This window comes from Ruegeria sp. CG3 (assembly GCF_056537205.1).
In genome coordinates this window covers 345,161-362,247 of record NZ_JBQFRC010000002.1, presented here as the reverse complement: position 1 = coordinate 362,247, position 17,087 = coordinate 345,161, and the positions used below count along the sequence as shown (strand labels likewise).

16 protein-coding genes are annotated in these 17,087 nt (G+C 63.9%); 7 read left to right on the top strand and 9 right to left on the bottom strand.

Features of this window, described 5'->3' with window-relative positions; translation table 11 throughout:
- Window positions 1-144: 144 nt before the first annotated feature.
- Complete coding sequence (locus tag ACR0NB_RS12345; protein WP_170364049.1) at window positions 145-870, top strand: SDR family NAD(P)-dependent oxidoreductase; 726 nt, start codon at window positions 145-147, stop codon at window positions 868-870.
- Window positions 871-873: 3 nt separating this feature from the next.
- Here the strand turns inward: ACR0NB_RS12345 and ACR0NB_RS12340 are convergent, their stop codons facing one another.
- A complete protein-coding gene (locus tag ACR0NB_RS12340; RefSeq protein WP_480775836.1) occupies window positions 874-2,526 on the bottom strand; it encodes a Y-family DNA polymerase in 1,653 nt (550 codons plus the stop codon).
- A gap of 66 nt (window positions 2,527-2,592) precedes the next feature.
- A complete protein-coding gene (locus tag ACR0NB_RS12335; protein WP_170341819.1) occupies window positions 2,593-2,880 on the bottom strand; it encodes an I78 family peptidase inhibitor in 288 nt (95 codons plus the stop codon).
- A gap of 130 nt (window positions 2,881-3,010) precedes the next feature.
- Between ACR0NB_RS12335 and ACR0NB_RS12330 the strand changes: the two genes are divergently transcribed.
- Window positions 3,011-4,123 (top strand): S-(hydroxymethyl)glutathione dehydrogenase/class III alcohol dehydrogenase, encoded by a 1,113-nt coding sequence (locus ACR0NB_RS12330; protein ID WP_170364051.1) that lies wholly within the window; start codon window positions 3,011-3,013, stop codon window positions 4,121-4,123.
- 69 nt (window positions 4,124-4,192) lie between these two features.
- Here ACR0NB_RS12330 and ACR0NB_RS12325 read toward each other — a convergent pair whose 3' ends face one another.
- The 3 genes from ACR0NB_RS12325 to ACR0NB_RS12315 all read right to left on the bottom strand — a co-directional run bounded on the left by ACR0NB_RS12325 (window position 4,193) and on the right by ACR0NB_RS12315 (window position 8,646).
- On the bottom strand, window positions 4,193-5,146 hold the full coding sequence (locus ACR0NB_RS12325) for a DMT family transporter (protein ID WP_170364052.1): 954 nt from the start codon (window positions 5,144-5,146) through the stop codon (window positions 4,193-4,195).
- Window positions 5,147-5,261: 115 nt separating this feature from the next.
- Window positions 5,262-5,675, bottom strand: coding sequence for a group III truncated hemoglobin (locus ACR0NB_RS12320; RefSeq protein WP_480775835.1), 414 nt, complete (start codon window positions 5,673-5,675; stop codon window positions 5,262-5,264).
- Between the two features lie 16 nt (window positions 5,676-5,691).
- Window positions 5,692-8,646: an error-prone DNA polymerase gene (locus tag ACR0NB_RS12315; RefSeq protein ID WP_480775834.1), complete on the bottom strand. Its 2,955-nt coding sequence runs from the start codon at window positions 8,644-8,646 to the stop codon at window positions 5,692-5,694.
- 183 nt (window positions 8,647-8,829) lie between these two features.
- Here ACR0NB_RS12315 and ACR0NB_RS12310 point away from each other — a divergent pair, with 183 nt between their 5' ends.
- Window positions 8,830-9,435, top strand: coding sequence for a PIN domain-containing protein (locus ACR0NB_RS12310; RefSeq protein WP_480775833.1), 606 nt, complete (start codon window positions 8,830-8,832; stop codon window positions 9,433-9,435).
- Window positions 9,436-9,574: 139 nt separating this feature from the next.
- Here the strand turns inward: ACR0NB_RS12310 and ACR0NB_RS12305 are convergent, their stop codons facing one another.
- Entirely contained in the window at window positions 9,575-10,567 is a 993-nt protein-coding gene (locus ACR0NB_RS12305; protein WP_480775832.1) for an ABC transporter ATP-binding protein, read from the bottom strand.
- A gap of 89 nt (window positions 10,568-10,656) precedes the next feature.
- Between ACR0NB_RS12305 and ACR0NB_RS12300 the strand changes: the two genes are divergently transcribed.
- The 3 genes from ACR0NB_RS12300 to polA all read left to right on the top strand — a co-directional run bounded on the left by ACR0NB_RS12300 (window position 10,657) and on the right by polA (window position 14,254).
- Complete coding sequence (locus ACR0NB_RS12300) at window positions 10,657-10,833, top strand: zinc-finger domain-containing protein (RefSeq protein WP_005980050.1); 177 nt, start codon at window positions 10,657-10,659, stop codon at window positions 10,831-10,833.
- Window positions 10,834-10,914: 81 nt separating this feature from the next.
- The gene (locus ACR0NB_RS12295; RefSeq protein ID WP_170582395.1) at window positions 10,915-11,385 is read left to right on the top strand and encodes a hypothetical protein; all 471 of its coding nucleotides are present in this window, start codon (window positions 10,915-10,917) and stop codon (window positions 11,383-11,385) included.
- A gap of 70 nt (window positions 11,386-11,455) precedes the next feature.
- The gene (gene polA, locus ACR0NB_RS12290) at window positions 11,456-14,254 is read left to right on the top strand and encodes a DNA polymerase I (protein ID WP_480775831.1); all 2,799 of its coding nucleotides are present in this window, start codon (window positions 11,456-11,458) and stop codon (window positions 14,252-14,254) included.
- Window positions 14,255-14,303: 49 nt separating this feature from the next.
- On the opposite strand, the gene ACR0NB_RS12285 is transcribed toward polA, so the two are convergent.
- Together ACR0NB_RS12285 and ACR0NB_RS12280 are read right to left on the bottom strand one after the other, a co-directional pair.
- Window positions 14,304-14,534 (bottom strand): DUF2798 domain-containing protein, encoded by a 231-nt coding sequence (locus tag ACR0NB_RS12285; protein ID WP_170340948.1) that lies wholly within the window; start codon window positions 14,532-14,534, stop codon window positions 14,304-14,306.
- Window positions 14,535-14,610: 76 nt separating this feature from the next.
- Window positions 14,611-15,363 carry a hydroxypyruvate isomerase family protein gene (locus tag ACR0NB_RS12280; protein WP_170360413.1) on the bottom strand — a complete coding sequence of 251 codons (753 nt, stop codon included), beginning with the start codon at window positions 15,361-15,363 and terminating at the stop codon, window positions 14,611-14,613.
- 174 nt (window positions 15,364-15,537) lie between these two features.
- On the opposite strand from ACR0NB_RS12280, the gene ACR0NB_RS12275 reads away from it, so the two are divergent.
- Window positions 15,538-16,482: a DMT family transporter gene (locus ACR0NB_RS12275; protein ID WP_170341836.1), complete on the top strand. Its 945-nt coding sequence runs from the start codon at window positions 15,538-15,540 to the stop codon at window positions 16,480-16,482.
- Here the strand turns inward: ACR0NB_RS12275 and ACR0NB_RS12270 are convergent.
- On the bottom strand, window positions 16,479-17,054 hold the full coding sequence (locus ACR0NB_RS12270; protein ID WP_480775830.1) for a DUF1285 domain-containing protein: 576 nt from the start codon (window positions 17,052-17,054) through the stop codon (window positions 16,479-16,481). The two genes, ACR0NB_RS12275 and ACR0NB_RS12270, sit on opposite strands and share 4 nt — an antisense overlap.
- Window positions 17,055-17,087 lie beyond the last annotated feature (33 nt).

The window sequence follows — 17,087 nt, the reverse complement described above, 5'->3', positions numbered from 1 at the left end:
GGCGGGCTGTGCGTCAGGATTGCATCAATCGCGTTTGCTGGTGATCCGAGGTATGCCCTTCCGCGTAATGAAAGGTGTTATGATCGAGACAACCCAACCCAAGACCGCGGCTGTTCACGCTTCGGCACGTGTGAACCGCCCGGCATGAGCAGTTTTGACGGAAAAACCTACTGGATCATCGGTGCCAGCGAAGGTCTGGGCCGGGCGCTGGCCGAAGGCTTGAGCGGTCAGGGCGCGCACCTTGTGCTGTCCGCGCGCAATGCCGAGCGGCTGGAGCAGATCTGCGCCGCGCTGCCTCATGCCCGCGCAGTCCCGCTGGACGTGACCGATCTGGCGCAGGTGCGCCGCGCCGTCGCCGATATCGGCCCGGTCGATGGTCTGGTCTACAACGCCGGGGCCTATGAGCCGATGCGCGCGCAGGACTGGAAGACCGAAGCCGCGCTGGCCATCAGCGACGTGAACTATTCAGGCGCGCTGCGGGTTCTGGGGGAAACCGTGCCGGCCATGGTGAAGGCGGGGCGTGGCGACATTACCCTGATCGGGTCGCTGGCGGGCTATCACGGACTGCCTGCGGCGATCGGGTACGGGTCCAGCAAGGCGGCGCTGATCTCGCTGGCCGAAACGATGCGGCATGACCTGGCCGGAACCGGGGTGACGGTGCGCATCGTCAATCCGGGGTTCATCAAGACCCGGCTGACCGACAAGAACAGCTTCAAGATGCCGATGCTGATGGAGCCCGAAGACGCCGCGCAGCGCGTGCTGCGCGCAATGGCGCGCCGGCGCTTCCGTACCGACTTTCCGGCGCCGTTTTCGTGGGTCATCCGGCTGATCGACTACCTTCCGGATCTTCTGGTCTATCGTGGAAAATAGACTCTAACCAAAGAGTCCCTGACAGAACCAGCCCGCCGACATGGTGCCGCCATGGCCGTAGAACAGCCATAGCCGCTCGCCCTGTTCGGTCACCACCACCCAGTAATCGCGCACGCCGCTGCGCCAGTTGGGGTCGTCCAGCCACCATTCCGGGGCGATCCGCTCCGGGCCGGTGGCCTGCGCCAGGTGCCAGTCGCGCCCGCGCCAGCGGAAATTGGCGGGCACATCGGGACGGTCGGGGGCCATCACCGGCTCGGGCCGCCACATCAGCAGGGGGCGCGGGCGCGGCGGGGCGGGCCAGTCGCGCGCCGGTTCCGACCAAGCCGCCGCCAGCGTCTGTGCGGTTTTCTCGGGGATGTGCGAGGCCGCCGGGTGCTGCCGCGTGATCGCCTCGAGCCCCACCCGCGCGCCCAGCTTTCCGATCAGATCGTCCAGCGCCGTGTTCCCTTCCAGCCGGTTGCGCACGGCGCGGCTGGCCTCGGCATGGCCGGTCAGGGTGCGGGCATGCACCGGCTCGGTCTGCACCGCCGCAAGGCGCAGCATGTCGATGCCATAGCCCGCATCGATCTGATCGATTTTCATCTCTAACAAAGGGCGAATGCGGTGTTTGTCATGGCTCGGCCGGGCCAGCCCGATCTCGATGATCTCGGCCGCCTGATCGGTGCGGTGCGCCTCGAGCCGCAGGGTCCGCGCCCCGCGCGCCTTTTCTTCCAGCCGGGCGCACAGGGTCGGCAGCATCCGGTCGATGGCGGCCATCACGTCCTCGGCCAGACCGATCGGGTTGGGCAGGGTCATCCGCACCGCAAAGTGATGCGGGGGCCGCGCGGGCGAGACCGGCTCGGGCGCGCTGCCCATCGCCTGATCCAACCGCAGAACCAGCCCGCGCCCGAACCGGCGGGCCAAACTGGCACGCGGCTGGCCCAGCAGATCGCCGATCCGCCGCAGGCCCAGCCGGTTCAGCTGCGCCACGGTCTGGTCGTCCAGCCGCAGCGCCGCGATGGGCAGGGGGGCGAGCGCGCCATAGGCCTGCCCCGGCGGCGCGATCCGGGCCCCGCCGCCCACGGCCACCACCTGCGGCGCGGCACCGCCCTTGGTCCAGTGCCGCCGCTTGCCGGCGCGGGCGCGGGTGGCGCGGGCCTCTTGGGAGATGGCGTCGCCGCTGCGGTCCGAGGTGGCCTCTTGCCCGGCATAGCGCGCCAGCGCCCAGGCCGCGCCCAGCGTGTCGGCAATGCCCATCTGCACGCTCAGACCCATGTCGGCGCAGTCGGTCTCGATCACGTCCAGCAGCGCCTCTTCGCCGCCGAACAGGTGGGCGCAGCCCGACAGATCGACGATCAGGCCATCGGGCGCCTCTTCGGCGACCCAGGGGCTGAACTTGCCCGCCCAGCGGCGCAGCGCGGTCAGAAAAGCAGCCTCGGCCGGGGCGTTGCGGGGGCGGGTGACAAGGGCCGCGCACATGGCATGGGCATCGCGCACCGGCTGGCCCACGCGCAGACCGGCGGCCTGTGCATCAGTGTTCAGCGAGGTGATGACCTGCATGTTCGACTGTTCGGCCACCACCGCCAGCGGGCCTGTATGCAGGCCCCGCGCGGCGCGGATCAGCCGTTCGGCCCCCAGACGGGGGAACCACAGCGAGAGTATTCGGCGTTTGGGCATCGGGCAGACATCAAAGTGTTCTCATTTTGTTCTTATCTGAGAATCATGCCCCGAGTCGAGTCCGCCTTATCCGCAGGTCAGCCGCTGAATGACCCCGGCTCCGTTCACATAGACGTTTAGCCGGTCGATGCGGTAATCCTGCGTGGCGATGTCATCGGGGCCCAGAACGCGGCTCCGTTCCGGCAGGCTGGCCTGAATGGTCGAGACCGGTTGCCCCACGGACTGGGCAAAGGGTTCGCCCTTGCAGAAGGCCAGATCCACCGGGGCGGCATCCACCTCGGCAGAGCCCGGTTCGGGCAGGTCGGTTTCGGCGCAGGCGGCCAGGACGATCAGGATCGGGATGAACCGGTACATTGGCGCTCCTCTTTTCGGCAATGTCGTTTCTGAAATATCAAAAGCTTACAGAGACTGCCATGAAAGCGCAGTTGAAAACACCCTGTATTTGACGCAGGGTCGGGTCAAACAAGACAGGGAGACAAGCAACATGCGAACCCGTGCCGCCGTCGCCGTTCAGGCGGGCAAGCCCTTGGAAGTGATGGACGTGAACCTCGAAGGCCCCAAGGCGGGCGAGGTTCTGGTCGAGATCAAGGCCACCGGCATCTGCCATACCGACGAATTCACCCTGTCGGGCGCCGACCCCGAAGGCCTGTTTCCGGCCATTCTGGGCCATGAGGGCGCGGGCGTCGTGGTCGAGGTCGGCCCCGGCGTGACCAGCCTGAAGCCGGGCGATCACGTGATCCCGCTCTACACTCCCGAATGTCGCGAGTGTGAATACTGTCTGCACCCCAAGACCAACCTGTGCCAGGCCATCCGCGAGACGCAGGGCAAGGGTTTGATGCCCGACGGCACTTCGCGGTTTTCGACGTTGGATGGGGATCCGATCCTGCATTACATGGGCTGCTCGACCTTTTCGAACCACACGGTTCTGCCTGAAATCGCGTTGGCCAAGGTGCGCGAGGACGCGCCGTTCGACAAGATCTGCTATATCGGCTGTGGCGTGACCACCGGCATCGGCGCCGTGATCAACACCGCCAAAGTCGAGATCGGCAGCCGTGCCATCGTGTTCGGCTTGGGCGGCATCGGACTGAACGTGATTCAGGGCCTGCGTCTGGCCGGGGCCGATCAGATCGTCGGCGTTGACCTGAACCCCGCCAAGGTCGAGATGGCCAAAAAATTCGGCATGACCGATTTCGTCAACCCGTCCGAGGTCGAGGGCGATCTTGTCCCCTATCTGGTGAACCTGACCAAGGGCGGCGCGGATTACACCTTTGACGCCACCGGCAACGTGCAGGTGATGCGCGCGGCGCTGGAATCGGCGCACAAGGGCTGGGGCGAATCCATCATCATCGGCGTGGCGCCCGCGGGGGCCGAGATCTCAACCCGTCCGTTCCAGCTGGTCACCGGCCGATCGTGGCGCGGCACCGCATTCGGCGGCGCACGTGGGCGCACGGACGTGCCCAAGATCGTCGACTGGTACATGGAAGGAAAGATCGAGATCGACCCGATGATCACCCACACCATGGGTCTGGACGACATCAACACCGGCTTCGACCTGATGCACAAGGGTGAAAGCATCCGGTCTGTGGTAGTTTACTGACGCTTGGTTCACCTTGACAAAATGGGACGGCGCAGTCGATCTGCGCCGTTTTTTTTGTGGCGGCTCAGCTCAAGACTGGTCGGTGTTCGACTTTGGCCTTGCTGACGCGCCCGTATCTACGCGTGGCGAACGCACACGTAGAACCGGTTTGTTCGTGGACACGTCTGCCCGGCTTTCGCGCCAGACGACGAAGATGCCCGATGCGATGATGATCGCGGCCCCCACGGCCACCCATTTGTCGGGCTTTTCGCCAAAGAACACTGCGCCGAAGATCGTGGCCCAGATGATCTGGCTGTACTGGCTGGGTGCAACCACGCCTGCTGGTGCCGCGCGATAGGCCAGGATGATCAGGTGCTGGGCGATCACCGAGAACACGCCGACCAAGGCCATCATCGCCAGATGGATCAGCGAAGGCGGCTGATAGACCGCTGGTTGCGCAAGGCTCATGACCGCGATCGCCAGCAGCATCGGATAAAGGATCAGCACCGCCGAGCGTTCCTCGTTTCCGATCTTTCGCACCAGCACGGATGCGAAGGCGCTGCAGAACGCGGCCGTCAGGGCGGCAAGGTGGCCGAGGGTGATCTCGGTCGCGCCGGGGCGCAGGACGATCAGTACCCCGATCAGGCCCACGCCCACTGCGGCCCAGCGTTGGGCGCGCACGACCTCGCCCAGAATCGGGATCGACAGGACGGTGACGATTAGCGGAAAGGAAAACAGCAGCGAATAGACTTCGGCCAGGGGCAGGACCGAAAAGGCGTAGAAGGCACAGGACATACCCGTGACCATCAGCCCCGAGCGCAGCATGACCAACCAAGGATGGCGGGGCAGGAAGTTTCCAGTGGCCTTGTCCGCAAGAATCGTGACCGCCATCGGCACAAAGGAGAACAGCGTGGCGAAAAAGATGATCTGCAGCACGGAATAGGTGCCGCCCAGCGTCTTGATCAGCGCGTCATGGGTGGCAAAGACGGCAAACCCGAGAAAGGCAAATCCAAGTCCCTGCAGGGTCGAGTTCTGTGTGCTCATCTGGCTGGTCCCGGGCGATTGGATGCTTTGGCAGGTGTCTGAGGCCTGATTAAACCCAATCGGCAGAGTCGGATAGTCCAAACTTTACCGCTAACATGTCTGCGGGGCCGGCCGTTCAGCGCAGGATCGGCGGAGCCCCGGCCGGTTGGCGGGCGACCGCGACACCGGCCTGCATCCCCGCGCCGATGCGGCGGGCCAGCGCCACCCAGGGCGTGGCCGTTTCCGGGGGCAGGGTGCCGTGGGCGACCTCTTCGAACAGGTCCAGCCAATGGGCAAACATTTCGGGTTTCACGTCCGGACGCTCGATATGCACGCGCTGCGGATTGCCGCTGTAGACGCGCTCGTACAGGATGGCGTTGCGCCAGAAGGCGGCGATCCGGTCCTCATGCGCGGGCCAGTCGGTGACGTGGCGGTTGAAGATCGGGCCCAGCAGGGCGTCCTGCCGGACGCGGGCGTAGAATGCGGTGACCTGCGCTTGGATCTGGTCGGGCGTGGCGGGAAAACGTGGGGGCAGCACGGGCCGGGTCATGGTCGGGGCTTTCGATTCAGGCTCTGTTCCGGGCAGATACCGCGTTTTCCGGCCCGGATGCAGGGGCGGAATTGTCGCGCTGCCCCGGCGTCAGCAGGTGCCGCAGCAGGGCCACGGGATGCGCGCGCAGGCTCAGGCGGGTGGCGACGTAATCCTCGACCACCTGCTCGCCCAGCGACATCTGCGGCAGATGGGCGGCGGGTTCGTCCAGCGCCTCGCCTTCCAGATCCTGCGCGAACAGGGGCAGGGGTTTGGCGGTGGCGATCGCCTTGGCCTGCCACAGCGCCTCGCGCCGGGTCAGGCCGCAGGCGGCAAAGGCATCGGCCTCGGCCAGACGCTCGATCACCGAGGGGCCAAGGCCCGCGCGGCGCCAGACGTCGTCAACCTGGTGGTAGCCGTTGCCGCGCGCGGCGGTCAGCCAACTGGCGTCCTCTTCGCTCAGGCCCTTGATCTGGCGAAAGCCCAGCCGCAGGGCCAGCCCGCCATGGCCGTCTGGCTCCATCACGTTGTCCCAGAAGCTGGCATTGATGCAGACCGGACGCACTTGCACGCCATGCTCGCGCGCATCGCGCACGATCTGGGCGGGGGCATAGAACCCCATTGGTTGCGAATTCAGCAGCGCGCAGGCAAAAATCCCCGGATGGTGGCACTTGATCCAGGCGCTGGCATAGACCAGCAGCGCAAAGCTGGCCGCATGGCTTTCGGGGAAGCCGTAGGAGCCGAACCCCTCGATCTGCGAGAAACAGCGCTCGGCAAATTCGGCGTCATAGCCGTTGCGCTGCATCCCGCGCAGGAACAGGGTGCGGAATTCGCTGACATTGCCGTGCTTCTTGAAGGTCGCCAGCGACCGCCGCAGCCGGTCGGCCTGTTCGGGGGTGAAGCCCGCGCCGACGATGGCGATCTGCATCGCCTGTTCCTGAAACAGCGGCACGCCCAGCGTCTTGCCTAGCACCTCGCCCAGCGCGTCCGAGGGGAAGCTGACCTCCTCCTCGCCGTTCCGACGCCGGATATAGGGATGCACCATGTCGCCCTGGATGGGGCCGGGGCGAATGATGGCGACCTCGATCACCAGATCATAGAAATTGCGCGGCCGCATCCGGGGCAGGAAGTTCATCTGAGCACGTGATTCCACCTGGAACACGCCCACCGAATCCGCGCGGCACAGCATGTCATAGACCGCCGGGTCCTCGGGCGGCAGGGTGGCGAGCGTGTAACTCGTCTGATGGTGCTGGGCGATCAGGTCGAAGGCCTTGCGGATGCAGGTCAGCATGCCAAGGCTCAGGACATCGACCTTGAGGATGCCCAGGGAATCGATGTCGTCCTTGTCCCAGCAGATGACGGTGCGGTCCTCCATCGTGGCGTTCTCGATGGGCACCAGCTCGTCCAGACGGCCCTCGGTGATGATGAACCCGCCCACATGCTGGGACAGGTGGCGGGGGAAGCCGTTGATCTGATGAACCAGTGTCAGAGTCTGTTTCAGGCGGCGATCCTCGGGGTCGAGGCCGATCTCGCGCATTCGTTCGGCCTCGAGACCCGCGGTCGAGAAGAACCCCCACAGCTGCGAGGACAGGGCGGAAATCGTGTCCTCGGTCAGGCCCATGGCGCGGCCCACCTCGCGGATGGCGCGCTTGCCGCGATAGTGGATCACCGTGGCGCACAGCCCCGCGCGGTGGCGGCCATAGCGTTCATAGATGTGCTGGATCACCTCTTCGCGGCGTTCATGTTCGAAATCCACGTCGATGTCGGGCGGCTCGTCCCGCGCCTCGGAGACGAAGCGTTCAAAGACCATGGTGCCCATCTCGGGGCTGACCGAGGTGACGCCCAGGCAATAGCAGACCACCGAATTGGCCGCCGAGCCGCGCCCCTGGCACAGGATCCCGCGGCCGCGGGCGAACTGCACGATGTCGCGGACGGTCAGGAAATAGGGCTCGTATTTCAGCTTGCCGATCAGGGTCAGCTCATGCGCCAGCATCGCCTTGACCTTTTCGGGTGCGCCGGCGGGATAGCGCCAGGCCAGCCCCTCATGCGCCAGACGGTGCAGGCGCTGGGTGGGGGTTTCGGTGCCGCTGACCTCGCTGGGGTATTCATAGCGCAGCTCGTCCAGCGAGAAGGTGAGTTCCTGGCTGAGCGCATACGCGCGGGCCACGGCGCCTTCGTGCCCCTTGAAGATGCGCAGCATCTCGGCCTCGGACCGCAGGCGCTGTTCGCCATTGGCCAGCGCGTGACGGCCCAGATCGTCCACCTTGCGGCGCAGCCGGATCGCGGTCAGCACATCGGCCAGCCGGCGGCGCGAGCCGTGATGCATCATCGGCGCGGCGCTGGCGATGGTGAGCAGGCCCAGATGGCGCGATTCAGTCTCTAACAAATGGAAAAACATCGAATCCGCCCCGTCATAGCGCGGATGCATCAGCAAATGCATGCGCCCGGCAAAGCGGCGCGTCAGCTGTTGCGCCTGTGTCCGCCATCCGCTCGCGCCGCCGGTCGGACGGCCCGCCTGTGGCCAGAGCAGCAGGTGGAGGCCGTCGGAAAACTCCAGCAGGTCGGACAGGTGCAGGATGCAGTCGCCCTTGGCCGCGCGCAGCCGTCCGGTGGACAGAAGGCGGCACAGGCTGGCCCAGCCCTGCCGGTTGAGGGGCAGGGCGGTGACGGGCGGGGCGTCGGTAAAGATCAGCCGCGCCGCCGGGATCAGGCGCGGCACCGCATGCACCGGGAACGAGGGCGGTTTCGGGATGTGATCGGGGCAGGGCGGGCCGATGGGCGTGTTCCGCTCCTCCCACGCGCGGCGTTCGCGGACCTTGCGGGCGATCTCGCGCGCTTGGGTGTGGGCGCGGACGATGCCGGCCACCGAGTTGTCATCGGCGATGGCGATGGCGGGCAGGCCCAGGGTGACGGCGCGCTCCATGTACTCCTCGGGGTGCGAGGCCCCGGTGAGAAAGGTGAAGTTCGACGTGATCGACAGCTCGGCATACATGGCGAGTCGTCATTATATTCTTGTTTTGTTCTTTTTCGAGTCCTTGTCTGCATTGCGCAGGAATTGGGTTGTCGATTCAGGTGCGGTGAAGGTTTGGTTCGAGCCCACAGCGGATAAAGGTGCTTCCTATTGATCTTATCCAGTAATCTGTATTTGATTCGAACTCGAATTGGAGCACGGCCTTTGAAAAAAAACTTTATCCTGATCGACTTCGAAAATGTTCAGCCGAAGAACCTTGAACTCCTCAGTGGGCATGACTGCAAGTTAATTGTCTTCGTTGGCGCTAACCAAAAGAGTGTACCTTTTGACTTCGCAAAAGCACTTCAAAGCTTAGGAGAAAGTGCTGGTTATAAGAAGATAACAGGTAACGGCTCAAATGCCTTAGACTTCCATATCGCTTTTTATTTGGGAGAACTCGCGGCCAACAATGCCGATGCATACTTTCATATTATTTCTCGTGACAAGGGCTTCGACCCTTTGATTGCACATTTGCGACAAAGGAAGATCCCTGCTCTCCGTCATATTGACATATCCGAAATCCCATTCGTCAAAATCTCGAACGCAAGTTCGTTAGATCAAAAAATTGATGCGATTGTTGACAGTTTGCAGTCTAGAGGAACTTCGCGTCCAAGGAAGATCAAAACCCTAAAAGGAACGGTGAATGCCCTTTTTCGAAAGACCTTGGAACACGAAGAACTAGAAACGCTAGTTGGCGAGTTAATAAGACGTGGTCATGTTGTCTGCTCTGACCAGTCAGTCAGCTACGGCCCCCGTATAGTCCGACACTGACCTGCATCTCGGCTGGGAATTGCGTGTTCTGGATGACCGCTTGGCTCGCAATGCCGTCACTCAAGGACGGCACGGCGAATGGACTTATGATGTTCGAAAAAAACCTCATCTGACCATGCCAAAGTGGCACGGGGTATGGTCACAGCTTAACCCGGTGCAGGCCCCGGCGCGGCTGGTCCTGATCGTCGGCCGGGGCATCGTCGGAGCGTGAGGAGGTCAGGGCGAGGAAAACGTCCTCGAGGTCGGCCTCTTCGGTGCGTACGTCGCGGATGCGGATGCCGGCCTGACGGACCGCCTCGAGCACCTGCTCGGCGCTGGTTTCCGGGCTGCGGTAGTGCAGGGCCAGGCTGCCGTCGTCGCGCAGGCTGGCCTGAACGCCGGGGGCGGTGGGCAAGGCGGTCACGGCGGCCTCGGGGGTGATGACCATGGTTCGGCCGTCCATGCGGCCCAGCAGGTTGGCGGTGCTGTCCTGCGCCACCTTCTCGCCGTGGTTGATGATGGCGATCTCGTCGCACATCTCCTGCGCTTCTTCCAGATAGTGGGTCGTCAGGATGATGGTCATGCCCTGCTGGTTCAGCTTGCGCACATTGGCCCACAGCATCTGGCGCAGTTCGATGTCCACGCCGGCGGTGGGTTCGTCCAGCACCAGGATTTTCGGGTGGTGCACCAGCGCCTTGGCCAGCAGCAGCCGCCGCCGCATCCCGCCCGACAGCGTGCGGGCATAGGCCTCGGCCTTGTCGCTGAGGCCCACCATTTCGAGGATCTCGTCGCTGCGGCGTTGCGATTTCGGCACGCCATAAAGCCCCGCCTGCACTTCGAGCGCGCCACGGGGGGTGAAGAACGGATCGAGGTTCAGCTCTTGAGGCATCACCCCGATGGCGGCGCGGGCCTGGCGCGGGTTGCGGTCCTGGTCATAGCCCCAGATCGTCACCTGGCCTGCGGTCTTAATCACCAGCCCCGCCAGAATGTTGATCAGGGTCGATTTGCCGGCCCCGTTCGGCCCCAGCAGGCCAAAGACCGATCCGCGCGGGATCTCCAGATCGATGCCCTTCAGCGCATGTTTCTCGGGCTGGCCCTTGCCGCCGCGATAGGTTTTGCGCAGGCCGCGAAGGCTGATCGCTGCATCGGTCATTGCTGGCTCTTGCCCCCGGTTTCTTGATCGCTCATAAACGCACCTAATGCATGCCCGCGAGGCCGACAACCAGTGAAGGATCGCACGCCGTGACAATCGAAGCTCCGGAAACCAAGATCGTCGAGACAAGCCGTGTCGCCTGTGATGGCGGCGAGGGCGCGCTGGGCCATCCGCGCGTCTGGTTGCAGATCCCCGAGGATCAGGGCTGGGTCGAGTGCCCCTATTGCGATTGCAAGTATGTTCTGAAGGACGCACAGCAACACTGATTGCCTGCCCAACCGCGGTCCGCCCAAATCTCGCCGCGATTTTCACCTAGTGCGTTGGTGTGACCAACGTGGGTGCGAATGATGACCGATATGACTGCTGCTGATACCGGCAATCCGGTTTTTGGATGGGCTGGCTTTTGCCTTGCGGCACTGGCCCTGTTCGCAGCCTTGTTCGTGTTCTGGGCAGGGCCGTTTGCGCCGCAGCAATCCTCCGGCGTGACGCTGGGCGAACTGGCCGCCGAGTTGGGAAAATCGACCCTGCGGGCCGCGGCGGGGATGGAGCAGCCCGCGCCGGTCGCGCCCACCCGCGATCTGGATGACTTTCTGCAGATCGGCGTCGCCATGCTGGGCGGGCTGGCGATCGTCGTCTCGGTCGTCGGCATCCTGCGGCACGAAAAACGCCGCCCGGCCATCGCCGGTGTGGTCATCGGAACGGGTGCGATCCTGTTCCAGTTTTTCGCGATGGCGTTTTTCGCGTTTCTCGGCGCGCTGGTCATCATGTCGCTGCTGAACAGTTTCTCGGATGTTTTCAGCGGCCTGTTTGGCGGCTAGGGCGCGTTCCTGACTGGTCACCCGGCTGCCCCTGTGGCAGAACCGTCCCTGACCGACAGGGAGAGCGCGCATGAGCAAATTCGGAAAAGGCTGCCATCTGCATCTGATCGACGGATCGGCCTTCATCTTTCGCGCCTATCACGCCCTTCCGCCGCTCACGCGGAAATCGGACGGGCTGCCGATTGGCGCCGTTTCGGGCTTTTGCAACATGCTGCAGCGGTACGTGGATGGCGACCACGGCCCCGATGCGCCGACCCATCTGGCAGTGATCTTCGACAAGGGCTCGCACACCTTCCGTAACGACATGTACGACCTCTACAAGGCCAACCGCGAGGCGATGCCCGAGGACCTGCGCCCGCAGATCCCCCTGACCCGGCAGGCGACCGAGGCCTTCAACATCGCCTGCAAAGAGCTGGAGGGGTACGAGGCCGACGACATCATCGCCACGCTGGCCTGCCAGGCGCGCCAGGCCGGGGGGCGGGTGACCATCGTCAGTTCCGACAAGGACCTGATGCAGCTGGTGGGCGACGGTGTCGAGATGCTGGATGCCATGAAGAACAAGCGCATCGACCGCGAAGGGGTGTTCGAGAAATTCGGCGTCTATCCCGAGCGCGTGGTGGATGTGCAGGCGCTGGCCGGCGACAGCGTCGACAACGTGCCGGGTGCGCCGGGGATCGGGATCAAGACGGCGGCGCTGCTGATCAACGAGTTCGGCGATCTGGAGACGCTGCTGGACCGCGCCGAGGAGATCAAGCAACCCAAGCGCCGCGAAACCCTGATCGAGAAGCGCGACCAGATCGAGTTGTCGAAGAGGCTGGTGCAGCTGGATTGTGAGACACCGCTGGACTTCACGCTGGATGATCTGGAGCTGCGCGATCCCGATCCGGACAAGCTGATGGAGTTTCTGGCCGAGATGGAGTTCCGCACTCTGACCAAGCGGATCGCCGACAAGCTGGGCGTCGAACCGCCGGTGATCGCGGACACTCCGGCGCCGGCGGCAGATGAGCCGCAGGCCGAGGACATTCCGTTCGATGCCAGCAAATACGAATGCGTGCGCGATGCGGCCGCGCTGCGGAAATGGATCGATCAGGCCTATGAGCGCGGCTGGCTGGCCGTGGACACCGAGACCACGGGCCTGAACGAAATGATCGCCGATCTGGTCGGCATCTCGCTGTGCATCGAGCCAGGCGAGGCCTGTTACATCCCGCTGACCCACCGCGACGGGGCCAGCGACGACCTGTTCGGCTCGGACGCGCTGGCCGAGGGGCAGATGCCGCTGGATGAGGCGCTGGAGATGCTCAAGCCGGTGCTGGAGGATCCGTCGATCCTGAAGATCGGGCAGAACATGAAATATGACGCCAAGATATTTGCGCGCTATGGCGTGGGTGTGGCCCCGATCGACGACACGATGCTGATGTCCTATGCCATGCATGCGGGCGAGCATGGGCATGGCATGGACACCCTGTCCGAACGCTACCTGGGCCATACGCCGATCCCGATCAAGCCGCTGCTGGGCTCGGGCAAATCGGCGATCACCTTCGACAAGGTGCCGATCGACGAGGCCACCGCCTATGCCGCCGAGGATGCGGACATCACCCTGCGCCTGTGGAAGCTGTTCAAGCCGCAGCTGCACCGGGTTCAGGTGACCACCGTCTATGAAACGCTCGAGCGCCCCCTGGTGCCGGTTCTGGCCGAGATGGAGATGCATGGCATCAAGGTCGACCGTGACGTGCTGAGCCGAATGTCGAACGCCTTTGCACAGAAAATGGCTGGTTTAGAGGCTGAAATCCACGAGCTGGCCGGAGAAACCTTCAACGTCGGCTCGCCCGCGCAGCTGGGCGAGATCCTGTTTGAAAAGATGGGTCTGGAAGGCGGCAAGAAGGGCAAGACCGGCAAGTATTCGACCGGTGCCGACGTGCTGGAAGATCTGGCGACCGAGCATGAACTGCCGCGCCGTGTGCTGGACTGGCGGCAACTGTCCAAGCTGAAATCGACCTATACCGACGCACTGCAGACCCATATCAACCCCGACACAGGACGGGTGCATACGTCCTATGCCATCACCGGGGCGAACACGGGGCGTCTGGCCTCGACCGACCCCAACCTGCAGAACATCCCGGTGCGCACCGAAGAAGGCCGCCGCATCCGCGAGGCCTTCATCGCCGAGCCGGGCAATGTTCTGGTGTCGCTGGACTATTCACAGATCGAGCTGCGCATCCTGGCCCATATCGCCGACATTCCGGCCTTGAAACAGGCCTTTGCCGACGGGCTGGACATTCACGCCATGACCGCGTCGGAAATGTTTGACGTGCCGCTGGACGAGATGACGCCCGAGATCCGTCGCAAGGCTAAAGCGATCAATTTCGGCGTGATCTACGGCATTTCGGGCTTTGGCCTGGCGCGCAACCTGCGCATTCCACGGGCCGAGGCGCAGGGCTTCATCGACCGCTATTTCGAACGCTTCCCGGGCATCCGGCGCTACATGGATGACACCATCGCTTTTGCCAAAGAGCATGGCTATGTGCAGACCCTGTTTGGTCGCAAGATCCACACGACAGAAATCAATGCCAAGGGGCCGCATGCGGGGTTTGCCCGCCGGGCGGCGATCAACGCGCCGATCCAGGGCACGGCGGCGGACGTGATCCGGCGGGCGATGGTGCGGATGCCCGAGGCGATCGACGGGCTGCCGGCCAAGATGCTGCTGCAGGTGCACGACGAACTGCTGTTCGAAGTGGCCGAGGATGCGGTGGACAAGACCATCGAGATTGCGCGCGACGTGATGGAAAACGCGCCCGATCCGGCGGTGAAGCTGGACGTGAAACTGACGGTGGATGCGGGCAAAGGCGCCAACTGGGCCGAGGCGCATTAGGCAAGCGCCGTGCCGCTCTTCAGGCCCGGCGGGCCATCTTCGCGGCAGGTCAGGCCTCGGGCCTGACCAACAGCGCGACCAGCCGCCGGGTCAGCGGGGCCATGACCAGAACCACCGCAAACGCCACCGGCCAGCTGATGCTCCACGCGCCCATCCAGCTGGCAAAGGTCTCGGGGCCAAGCCCGATCTCTTTGACCGTTGCGATGCAGGTCACGATGCAGGACATCAGCCCCGACAGGATCAATCCGAACAGGACGGGGGCAAAGCGGGCGGGGATCATGCGGCTGTTCCTCTACTGAATTGCCGCTTCGTATGCGATATCCAAGATGTGATTTCCAGTGCGCAGGTGCACAGGCCTATCGCATCCAGTGCAGAGAGGCGTCGGTGCGCCGCGTCGAGGGCGTGTATTCGGCGCTGACCCAGCCATCATAGCCGCTGTCGTCGATCGCTGCGAACAACGCGGGGAAATCGGTCTCGTCCCGGCCAGGTTCCGACCGGTCGGGGGCCGATCCGATCTGAACATGTACGATCCGGTCGCGGAATCTGTCCCAGATGGCCTGTGCATCGCCATGGATCATCCGGGCATGAAAGCTGTCGAATTGCAGGCCCACATTCGGACGGTCGATCCGGTCCAGGCAAGCGGCGGCCAGATCATAGTCGTTGAGGAAGTATCCGGGCTGCGAGACCGGGTTCAGCGGTTCGATCGTGAACCGTTGATGCGGCGCAAAATCCGCAGCCCATTGCAGATTGCGCACAAAACAGTCCCGTGCGTCCGCCCCCGAGGCATAGCCCGCCATCACGTGGATCAAACCGGGCTTCAGCGCCTCGGCATAGCGCAGGACGCGGCGGATGTCGGACTGGAACCGCCCTTCGCCCCCCGGAACAGCCGCATAGCCCGGCTGGCCGCCGGTATAGTTGGGCGGCGGCGCGTTGATCAGCACCAAGTCCAGACCGTTGGTCATCAATGCGCGGCGTGTTTCCTTGGCCGCCAGGTCATAGGGAAACAGGATCTCGACTGCCTTGAACCCGGCATCCGCGGCCGCCTTGAACCGGTCGAGGTAAGGCAGCTCGGCAAAGAGCAGCGAGATATTGGCGGCAAATCGGGGCATTGTCCTCTCGGTCCGATGGCGTGCTGACCTTAGTCGTGGGCGGCGCGCAGAGAAAGGGTTTGAAAACGACAATATGTCGAAAATCGGCCAGACCGGCGCGGGCCGAATGTGAAGGGTCGGGGTATTGCAGCGAATCATTTTCGTAGCGCTGCACCAACAAAAGGATCGAAACCGATGGCCATGAGTCCGGACCCCGTTCGCGGGCCCAGTTTCGCTGTGCCCGGTGCGCGGCAATCCGCCTTGTCCGGAAACGGGCTGGCGGTGGCGTCGATGCTGACCTGGGCGGCCGGATTCCCGGCGGCCGAAATCCTGCTGCAGACCTGGCCGCCAGTTGCCTTGCTGGCTGCGCGGCTGATGCTGGCGGTGGCCGTGATGATCCCGATCTGGCTGTGGATCGATGGCGCAGATGCGGTGCTGCGGGCGCGTTGGGCCCATGCGATGAGAGTGGGCGGGTTTGGACTTGGCTTGGGCATGTTCCTGATCATCCTGGCGCAGAAACTGACCGATCCCGTAACCGTTGCCATCATCGCCTCCTGCGCGCCTTTGATTGCGACACTGCTCGAGCTGGCTGCGGGAACGCGCAGATTGCGGTGGAACTTCGCGCTGGGGGTTGCCGTTTCGATCATAGGCGGCCTGATCGCAACCAGCGCGGTGGCGCCGGCCCAGCTGGGACTGGGCGCGCTTTGCGCAATCGCCTCGACCGCGCTGTTCTGCTGGGCCAGCATGGCGACCGCGCGGGACTTCCCGGACCTCAGCCAAACCGGACGTACCACGATCACGCTGATCGGCGGCACGTTCATGGCCGGCGCGCTGTTCTATCTGTCGAGCGTCCTCGGGTTCGAAGTCTGGCCATCGTCGCCGATCGACCCGCAGCAGGCAGGAATGCTGGCGATCTACGCCGTGATCTCTCTCGGCCTCAGCCAGGTCCTGTTCATCGCTTCGATCGGCCGGCTGGGTGTTGCTCTGGCGTCATTCCACATCAATGTGGCCCCGTTCTACGTGATGCTCATCATGGTGGTTCTGGGTTCGGAGTGGAACTGGACCCGGGCGCTGGGCGCCGGAGTCGTGGCGCTGGCGGTTGTCCTTGCGCAAGACCGTCCCGCAAGACGGGTTGCCTAAGGCGTTTCCTCGGCGCGACCCAAGACAAAGAACTGCCCGCCGGACCAGACCCCGACCTGCCCGGCGCGTTCCGTCGCAATGTCCACAAGGCGGTAGAAACTCTTGCGGTCGATCCGCGCCTCGAGGTTTGATCGCACCAATATATAGGGTCTGGGTTCGTTTGTTTCCGGGTCGATGGCCACCCGTATCGGGTGATCCGGACCCGCCGACACCGTATCGCCGACATGGGTGGTAAAGGTCAGAACCTGATCCGCGTCCGCGCCGGTCCGGTCGAAATCGACCGCCACAAACGGCGCGTCTTCGACCGTGATGCCGACCTTTTCGACCGGGGTGACCAGAAAATAGGCGTCCCCTTCTTTCTTAAGAATTGAGGAAAAAAGCTTCACAAGCTCGAACCGGGTGATGGGCGACCCTAGGTAATACCAGGTGCCATCGCGCGCGATGCGCATGTCCAGATCGCCGCAGAACGGAGGATTCCAGCTGTCGACAGGGGGCAGACCCCGCGGTTTGGCCGCCTTGACCGAGGCCGCCAGACCCTCAGGGGACGGTTTCACAGGATTTTGTCCGCTCATTGTTTTTGCCATTTCCTCTCAGCGCGATACACT

Bases quoted from the DNA above. Each gene is read 5' to 3' on its own strand.
- ACR0NB_RS12305 (WP_480775832.1), bottom strand. From the start codon at position 10,567: ATGACCGATGCAGCGATCAGCCTTCGCGGCCTGCGCAAAACCTATCGC.
- ACR0NB_RS12315 (WP_480775834.1), bottom strand. From the start codon at position 8,646: ATGTATGCCGAGCTGTCGATCACGTCGAACTTCACCTTTCTCACCGGG.
- ACR0NB_RS12335 (WP_170341819.1), bottom strand. From the start codon at position 2,880: ATGTACCGGTTCATCCCGATCCTGATCGTCCTGGCCGCCTGCGCCGAA.
- ACR0NB_RS12295 (WP_170582395.1), top strand. From the start codon at position 10,915: ATGACCGATATGACTGCTGCTGATACCGGCAATCCGGTTTTTGGATGG.
- ACR0NB_RS12280 (WP_170360413.1), bottom strand. From the start codon at position 15,363: ATGCCCCGATTTGCCGCCAATATCTCGCTGCTCTTTGCCGAGCTGCCT.
- polA (WP_480775831.1), top strand. From the start codon at position 11,456: ATGAGCAAATTCGGAAAAGGCTGCCATCTGCATCTGATCGACGGATCG.
- ACR0NB_RS12285 (WP_170340948.1), bottom strand. From the start codon at position 14,534: ATGATCCCCGCCCGCTTTGCCCCCGTCCTGTTCGGATTGATCCTGTCG.
- ACR0NB_RS12340 (WP_480775836.1), bottom strand. From the start codon at position 2,526: ATGCCCAAACGCCGAATACTCTCGCTGTGGTTCCCCCGTCTGGGGGCC.
- ACR0NB_RS12345 (WP_170364049.1), top strand. From the start codon at position 145: ATGAGCAGTTTTGACGGAAAAACCTACTGGATCATCGGTGCCAGCGAA.
- ACR0NB_RS12320 (WP_480775835.1), bottom strand. From the start codon at position 5,675: ATGACCCGGCCCGTGCTGCCCCCACGTTTTCCCGCCACGCCCGACCAG.
- ACR0NB_RS12325 (WP_170364052.1), bottom strand. From the start codon at position 5,146: ATGAGCACACAGAACTCGACCCTGCAGGGACTTGGATTTGCCTTTCTC.
- ACR0NB_RS12275 (WP_170341836.1), top strand. From the start codon at position 15,538: ATGGCCATGAGTCCGGACCCCGTTCGCGGGCCCAGTTTCGCTGTGCCC.
- ACR0NB_RS12270 (WP_480775830.1), bottom strand. From the start codon at position 17,054: ATGAGCGGACAAAATCCTGTGAAACCGTCCCCTGAGGGTCTGGCGGCC.
- ACR0NB_RS12330 (WP_170364051.1), top strand. From the start codon at position 3,011: ATGCGAACCCGTGCCGCCGTCGCCGTTCAGGCGGGCAAGCCCTTGGAA.